The organism is Methanobacterium alcaliphilum, from assembly GCF_023227715.1.
GTDB classification, from domain to species: domain Archaea; phylum Methanobacteriota; class Methanobacteria; order Methanobacteriales; family Methanobacteriaceae; genus Methanobacterium_E; species Methanobacterium_E alcaliphilum.
This window is the reverse complement of the sequence record NZ_JALKIF010000001.1, coordinates 263,812-272,725: the sequence shown is the minus strand read 5'-3', so window position 1 is coordinate 272,725 and position 8,914 is coordinate 263,812. Positions and strand designations below refer to the sequence as shown.

Annotated in this window: 4 protein-coding genes; 2 read left to right on the top strand and 2 right to left on the bottom strand. The window is 37.8% G+C overall.

Annotated features, from left to right (window positions below):
• Positions 1 to 420 (top strand): 4Fe-4S binding protein (locus MXE27_RS01340; RefSeq protein WP_248610589.1); only part of this gene is annotated, 420 nt, incomplete at its 5' end.
• A 78-nt stretch (positions 421 to 498) separates the two neighbouring features.
• Here MXE27_RS01340 and MXE27_RS01335 read toward each other — a convergent pair.
• Positions 499 to 1,149, bottom strand: coding sequence for a DedA family protein (locus MXE27_RS01335; RefSeq protein ID WP_248610588.1), 651 nt, complete (start codon positions 1,147 to 1,149; stop codon positions 499 to 501).
• A 35-nt stretch (positions 1,150 to 1,184) separates the two neighbouring features.
• Entirely contained in the window at positions 1,185 to 1,364 is a 180-nt protein-coding gene (locus tag MXE27_RS01330; RefSeq protein WP_248610587.1) for a CooT family nickel-binding protein, read from the bottom strand.
• Between the two features lie 326 nt (positions 1,365 to 1,690).
• Between MXE27_RS01330 and MXE27_RS01325 the strand changes: the two genes are divergently transcribed.
• The gene (locus MXE27_RS01325) at positions 1,691 to 8,881 is read left to right on the top strand and encodes a COG1361 S-layer family protein (RefSeq protein ID WP_248610586.1); all 7,191 of its coding nucleotides are present in this window, start codon (positions 1,691 to 1,693) and stop codon (positions 8,879 to 8,881) included.
• Positions 8,882 to 8,914 lie beyond the last annotated feature (33 nt).

Below are 8,914 nucleotides of genomic sequence, written 5' to 3'. Positions count from 1 at the left end.
AGTGAAGAAGGACTAGTATACGATGAATCACAATGTGATTTCGTTGGTGCTTGTGTCCAGGCATGTCCAAACGACGCAATTCGAGTGGTTACCAAAACTGGTATGAAACTCCCTCAGCAGGAAAAAGTGGACGAAGATCCATCCTTCGCCATGTGCACTCGATGTGGTGCATGTACCATGACTTGCCCAAAAGGTGCGCTATCTCTAGTGGAAATAGATAAAGTCATTGGGGAGGAAACGGTAAAGAGAAATAGGGTGGAATATAATCCTTCAATATGTGATGAGTGTGGTGACTGTGTAGATGTATGTCCGTATAATATGTTGAAAATCACTGAAGAGAAGGTACCACTCAAAGGGTTCTGCATCCTCTGTGATAAGTGCATACCAGTATGTCCTACCCATGCATTAAGTTTAAAATAAGTTTTGGTGGATTAAATCACCATTTCCTAACTTTTTTTTTAGATAGTATTTTTAATAAGTATCAATTTAAAAAATTTTTTATAATAATGATCCGTCTTTTTTCCAGTATTTCACGCGTAGTACATAGCCAATTACCAGAATTACTAACCCTATTATAACCAAATTTTCATATACTGCTATTTGATCTGCAATCTGTTCATAGAACCTTCCAAATTGCCAGCCTATAAATCCTAATATGAATGCACGGACCAGACTTCCTAAAAATGTTATCAGAATATAATTTTTGATTTTATATCTAACAATACCACAAAATGTGCTGATGGCGATACTGGGGATAATGGGGATGGCCCTTAAAGTTAATAATACCATATCGTCACTTTTACTTTCTTCAAATTTTTTCTGAGTTTTTTCCACATCATCCCAGGAAAAACCAAGATAATGACCCCACCGGTTAATGAATGGTTTGCCAATAGAATATCCAATCCCATAGAGGAATAGTGAGCCAAGGGTAAGACCTAAAGAAGCAGGAATACAAACATAAAAAAATAGTTGGAGTACTGTAATGGCATTAACTGGGGCGCCATGCATCATGAAAAAGCTACTTCCCATGATTATTAAAGTGGAGGGTATAGGGGCAATAATTTCTTCTATAAAACTTCCTAAAAATACACCTAATGATCCATAGATTGTGAAAAAATTTTGAAGAGATAACATTAGCTCGTTCAACACAGTCACACCATTAGATAAGAAAAAAAGTTTTAAAATTAGTTAATTTTTATATATATTTTATGGGCGTCTAGGTCTATTTCAACTATTGTGCCTTTTAAGTCCTTTCTTTGGTTTAATATGTCCACCATATGAATGTCCTCGCCTTCAATTTTGATGGATATTACATCTTCCATTAGAATGGAACCATCAGTAGAATAAGCATTAGATTCGCACATTTTATCACCGACTGCTTGTTTTGTACTTTCTATTTAAATAATGTTTTCATGGAATTAAAATTATTTTTCAAACTTATTGTTTTGTGACTATTCTATCATATATAAATAATTTTTTTATTTTTTAGTGAATATATTCCCAAAAATTAGATGCCTATATTTTAATAACGGAAATGTCAGTTTATACTACTTTATTGTAATATTTGTTCGTATAATTCATGTCACCTTGCGAAATAATGCGAACAAAATTAATCTATTTATAATAGGAATACTAATTAATAATTTGCATACTAATAAGCGAAAAAGGAGGTGAAAATATACGAGAAGATATGCAAAAATCATTAATTGCCATCATATTTACTTTATTATTCGCATTACTTATTTCTGGAACAGTAACAGCTGCAGATAATACTACAAACAACATATTGGACTTAAACAATGAAAGCTCGGTTTTTGAACAGCAAAATATGAGTTTAAATACCATTAATCACACTAATTCATCGAATACTAACACATCTTATGATGAACTCCTTTATAAGAAAAATAATAATTCTAATTCCAAAAATATTATTTCTGGAATAGTTTTAGATTGCATAACCTATAAACCATTCCCTAATGCCACGATAACAGTCAAAACAGTTAACAGCGTAAAAGTTGCAGAGACAACTACAGATGAAAATGGTCTGTACTACTTAATGTTTTACAGTAATGAAACCACATTTAATGTAATTGCCAGTGCTTTGGGGCACGTTTCACCTTCTAAACAGATTAATCTGAGTTTTAATCCAGATAATCAGATTTATCAGGGAACTGCCAACTTTACTTTAGGACAACCTGCAGTAACCATCTCTGTGCCTGAAGAGGTTTTCATAAATGAACTATTCACCCTCAACTTAACCTTCAATAACACTGGAACTAGCACGGGATTTGCTCCAGTGGTTGAGTTATTCTTACCGCCGGGTGTGAGTTTTGATTTTGCTACGTTCCTAGGTTCGGGTGTCACGGCAACAGATGTTGGGGTTTTTCCTGTGTCTGGCCAATTATATGATCCTGTACTCCGTCAAACCATAAATGGTCCTGTAGGATACAGATTAATTGTTTTAGAGTACCCTCTGGGAAGTTTCACTCCAGATCAAACACCAGTAACAATCAATGCTGCATTAAGGATGGGTACAGTTTCAATTGGAACTCCATTATCTATATATGCACAGCCATGGTTCAGATTAGGTAATACTCCCATAGATGATCCGTCTATAGATCCGCCAATTTCTGGTGTCAGGATAAATGATACTGTAACTCCAATAGTTATGAAATTGACGAAAAATGCGATTATCCATGAGGATGAAACAGCCACGGGACTAAATTATCCTGTAACATATGAACTATATCTGGATATAGCTAATGGGACAACAGTGACCAATATCAATGTCACGGATATTTTATCTGGTAACCTGCAGTTTTTAAATTTGATAACTGCTGATGGGGGATCTGTCATTGCACAGCCTTCCACATCCACTCCTGGTGGAAACTTAATAATTAATTTTGCTTCTGTTTTAGGATTATTTGGAGGACCAGAGAAAACCATAAGATATACCGTTTTTGCTCCAGAATTTAATAGTACTTCCAATGCAGTTTTGGATCCTATAACTGGTTACAGCCCAGATGGTGGAGTAAGAAATGCCATAAACAATGCTACAGCTAGTGGGACATATTTGGGAAACACTATAATTTCTGATGGCCCAGAATCTGATTATATTATCAGATTACTGTCATTGGCAACACAAAAAGGTGTAACTCTTCAAAATGACCCACAAGGCAATGGATACAGTCCCGGTGACTCTTTAGAGTACACTATAAATTTCCAGATTTCAGACTACTTTGCATTTAAGAACCTGGTCATTACTGATGTAGTGGGCGATGGTCAAACATTTAATAGTTCATTCGTACCTGTTTTACGCATTGTGGAAAACGGGACGGTGATAAATATTATTTTTGACCCCGCATATTATTCAGTAAACCATAACTCTGCTACTGGGGAGACTACCATAGTCTTTAATGTTTCAGGACAACTGGCAGCAAGAGGTATAGATAGTGTTTTAACTGGAGGATTATATGATAACCGGACAGATAATCGCGGTGCAACCACGGGTTATGTCGTATTCCGGACCATAATAGACACTATGTATGAAGGCCCTGTCCCTGGAGATAACCATATTGGTATGAGGGATACGACTTCCAATAATGTGGAAATAACAGGAGATATACTGGAAAGTGATTCTCAAGTTTCTGATGGGAGTGGTACCACAGTCACCATGACTGGACCATCCATCCTCAAGACAATCTACGCTATTGATGGGAACACAGCTTTTACAGACGTTAAAGTCAAAGCAGGGATGACGGTTACTTATTCTTTAGAGGCATATATTTACATATCCACTACAGAAGGTCTCTATATTGTTGATTATCTCCCAATTCCGTTCCTGAACGCTACTCAAGTTACAACTCAAATAGCTCAAGGAGATGGGGTGCCTGGTGCGGGACAATGGAGGCTGGCCGATGATGATACATTATCTGCATTTTTAGGGTCAGGTATACCGTGGTTAATGGTTAATGGTACTGAAAATTCCCTAATATTTTGTTATGGAAGTTTCAATGATACACTAAGTGAACCAAGAAAGATACATATTCTTTTCACGGTCACTGCTACCAATGAGCCATTCGCAGATTCACTTACTCTGGCCAATATGATGACTCAATGGTCCAATAACACTTTTGGTCAAATAGCCCAGCAGTCAGGAGTTGTTAATATAATAACTCAGACACCAAATCTGGTTATAACCAAAGGGGTGAATTCAACCACGGGGTCAGGAACTATCAACCCACCATCAACTGTTTTACCAGTTAATGGAAACCTTTCAGGTGCCGATGCAGGGGATGTAGTGACCTACATTATAACAGTGGAAAACCAGGGAAGTGCCGAAGCATACGATGTAAACATTAGAGATAGCTTACCTATCGGTCTTACCAATTTAGTACTGGTAAGTGTAAAAAATGGACTGGGGGCAGATCTATCATACACTGGAGATTTACTCTCTGGTTTAAGATTAACCAATCCATTAGCTGCTAATGATGGTAGTAAAGGATCTAATTTCTCTAATGACACAGCATTCATTATCTTCACCTGTACTATAGATAATACAGTTTATCCGAGACAGGTGATTAACAACCAGGCTAATATCACAAACTTCGCATCCACTCCAGGAGGTCCTAACTTTGTCCAGGACCAGAACCTGTTTACAGACAATGCAACAGTAACCATTGCCCCTCCAACAATAGTCAAAGCCTTAACTAATTCTTCAGACCCAAATACCTTAAATCGCAACCTCACCATAGGTGAAGTGGCAACTTTCAGGCTGAATATCACATTACCTGAAGGCCAAGTCACTAATCTCACGGTTAGAGATCTTTTACCTAATGGATTTGCCTATGTGCCGGGTAGTGTGGTGATAGATACTTCGGGGTTTGCAGGTACTTTAGCTACTTTAAATGTAGCTTACAATGATACAAGTAGAATTTTAACAGTTTTATTTGATGGATTAACTAATGTCAATCCAAACAACGACTTATCAGATAATTCTTTCTATGTGTACTTCAATGCAACAGTTCTAAACAGTACAGTCAATAACCGTGGGAACACTAAAAACAATAACGCCAACTTAACCTGGGTTAATAACCCTGATGGACAGGTTATATCAAACACAGTTAATATGCGAATCGTGGAACCAAATGTTACCATAACCAAATCATTCACTCCCAACCCTGCTGATGCAGGTGATACGGTAACTGTAACCTTTACAGTAAGGAATACGGGTAGTGATGTCTCATATGCTTATGATGTGTGCATTATAGATCCACTGGACAGCAATGTGTTTGATTTGAGTACAGTAAGTGAACTCTATACTCCTACAGGATTCACCTATAGTTTCACATCTCCAAATGTAATTTATATTGGAGGATCAATTGCCAACGGAGCAACTTTAACCTTTAATTTCACAGTTAAAGTTAGAGCAGACATAAGCCCCAACAGGATTTACCCAAACACGGCCTATGTAAATTCCACATCTATAAATGGAACGGATGCCAATGAGCGGAACTACACTACATCTGGAAGTTCCAACCTGCAGATAACTGTTCCAACCATAAATAAAATACTGGAAAGCTCATCTGAGCCAACAACCGCCGGTAATAATCTGACCATAGGTGAAGTTGCAACATTCAAGTTCAACATATACCTACCAGATGGTCAGACTACCAATCTAAAATTTATAGATATATTGCCTGTTGGATTCGCCTACATGGATAATACTGTAGTAGTAAATACCACAGGATTTAGTGGAACCTTAGGTTCTCCTATGGTAATTTTATATGATGCTGCAACAAGGACACTAAATATAACTTTCAATGGTACTACCATAGTACCTGAAGACTTTAACCCAAACAACAACAACTTCACCATAACATTCAATGCCACAGTACTAAATAACCCGGTTAATTCCTGGCTCAACCCATCCAAGACTAACCACGTAAATATGACCTGGGATGAAAATATCGCAGGCCCTATATCTGATAGTCTGAATCTAAATATAGTTGAACCACATTTAGTAATCACTAAAACACTCAACTCCTATGTGGTTGATGCTGGAGACCATATTACAGTTACAATGCGTGTTCAAAATACTGGAAACTCCACAGCATTTGATGTCAATGTAGTAGACATCTTAAACGGTGCACTATTTGACTTATCAAGTGTAAGTGAAGGAGCAACCCCTGCAGGATTCACATTTAACTATAATCCTGTTGGTGGAACAGTAAACTACACGGGTGGATCTGTAACTAATGGAACAAGTGTGGAATTCACATTCACCGTGAATATACGCTCTGATTTACATCCTGGTTTAAGCTACAACAATACGGCCAATGTAACTGGCTATTCACTACCTATCACCACTCTCCCTAATGACGAGAGACGCCAATACACCAACAACAGCACAGTAAATATAAACACAGTCCAAGCCACTATAGAAAAGACACTGGAGAGCTCTTCTGAGCCAACAACTACTAGTAATAATTTAACTATTGGCGAAGTTGGAACCTTCAAGTTTAATATAACCTTACCTGAAGGCCAACTAACCAATGTGGTACTGGTAGATTCACTACCAATCGGTTTTGAATACGTTCCAGGAAGTGTTACTGTAGATGTAACTGGATTTAATGGAACTTTGTCCACTTTAAACCCAACAATTAGCTATAATTCTGCTATAAGGATGCTTACAGTTGTATTCACTGGAGTTACAATAGTAAATCCTAATAATGACCCGCTAGACAACTCATTTGTCTTAAGACTTAATGCAACTGTACTAAACAGTACCAGTAATTCCTGGTTAACCCCACTCAAGGTCAACACTGTGAGCCTGGACTGGGATGAAAATGAAGGAAGCCCTGCTACTGACACTTTAAACCTCAATATAGTGGAACCGAGCCTAGTAGTCACAAAAACCATGACTCCAGACACAGTTCTAGCAGGAAACTATGTCAACATCAGATTTGATATTACCAATGTCGGAAACTCCACAGCATTTGACCTAATAGTTAAAGACATTCTAGATGGAAACATCTTTGATTTAACCACTGTAACTGAATTAAATACTCCAACAGGATTCACCTATGCCTTTACATCTCCAAGTGTAACTTACACAGGCGGATCACTGGCCAATGGATCAAGTATTTTCTTCACATTCACAGCCAAAATCAGACCAGATGTGGCAAACGGAGTAAACCATGAAAACACAGTCAATGTGACTTCATGCTCCATCCCACTCACCACAAACCCTAACAACGAAAGAAGAAGTTATGAAAATAACTCATCAGACATATTAAACATATTAACATCTGCGGATATTTATGTTCTTAAGTCTGGTGGTCCTGATCCGGTTGTTCCGGGTCGGAATGTGACTTATTCTATTGTTGTGGGTAATGTTGGTCCTTCTGATGCTCAGGATGTGACTTTGGTTGATGTGGTGCCTGGTGTGGTGTTGAGTCCGATGTTTTCGTTGGATGGTGGTGTTAGTTGGAGTTTGTGGAGTGGTTCGTATACTTGGTCTGGTGCTTTTGTGCCGGGTGCTAGTCGGACGGTTTTGATTACTGGTGTGGTTAATCCGTCTACTTTGAGTAGTTTTACCAATACTGCAACCGTTTCATCTACTACAACTGACCCATATCCTGAAAACAATACCAATTCTTCAACTATTGGTGTTGATCCACAAGCAGACATCTTTGTGATAAAATCAGATAGCCCCGACCCGGTTATTCCTGGAAGAAACATAACCTACACTATTGTTGTGGGTAATGTTGGTCCTTCTGATGCTCAGGATGTGACTTTAGTGGATGCAATACCTGGTGTGGTTGTGAATCCTTTGTATTCGTTGGATAATGGTATTAGCTGGAACTTTTGGACTGGGTTTTATCTTTGGTCTGGTGCATTTGCAGCAAATAGCAATGTAACCATTCTAATACAAGGTACCGTAGATCCAAGCGCTTCAGGATCCTTTACCAACACAGCAACAGTTTCCTCACAGACCATAGACCCTTATCCAGAAAACAACACATCCACTGCAGAAACCCTGATAAAAACAGCAGATATAGCAGTTACCAAATTGGTAAATCCAACCAAACCTAATTATTTAGGAAATGTAACCTACACCATAACTGTCACCAACAATGGTCCTGATAGTGCCACTGATGTAGAAATTACAGACATTTTACCTGTTGGATTAAAACTACTATCTATCAAAACTTCACAGGGAACCTACCACAATGGAGTATGGACCATTGGAACTATAGAAAACAAAAAATCTGCCACATTGACTATAATAGCTCAAGTGGTAAAATCAAATACAACTATTGAAAACACTGCAATAAAAACAGGTGAAAACGAATACGACCCTGACTTAACCAATAACAATGCAACAGCAAATATAACTGTTGCCAGCGCAGCTAATCTTTCTGTAGTTAAATCTGTAAACAACAAACGCCCAACGGTTGGTAAAATCATATACTTTACTATGATTGTGCAAAACCGCGGCCCGGATACAGCAACTAAAGTGAATGTTAGAGAAGTCATGCCAGATGGTTTGAGCTTCATATCATACACTGCTAACTACGGAACATACAATCCAAAAACAGGTATATGGACTATAGGTGATTTACCTGCAAACACTATTGCTAAATTAACTATAAAGTCCAAAGCCGTAAAATCTGGAAACTATGTAAACAAAGTACAGGTCGAATCATTAACCTATGATCCAATCATAGACGACAACACAGACAGCGTAAATATTACAGTCAAAGCAGCAGCTAACCACACAGTTCCAATGCAACAAACAGGAATGCCTGCCGCAGCAATGGTAATGGCATTATTAATGGTCTTTGCCGGTATGTTAATACCAAAATGGAAAAAATAAACCCTTTTTTCTTTTTTCTTTTTTTTTAAAATA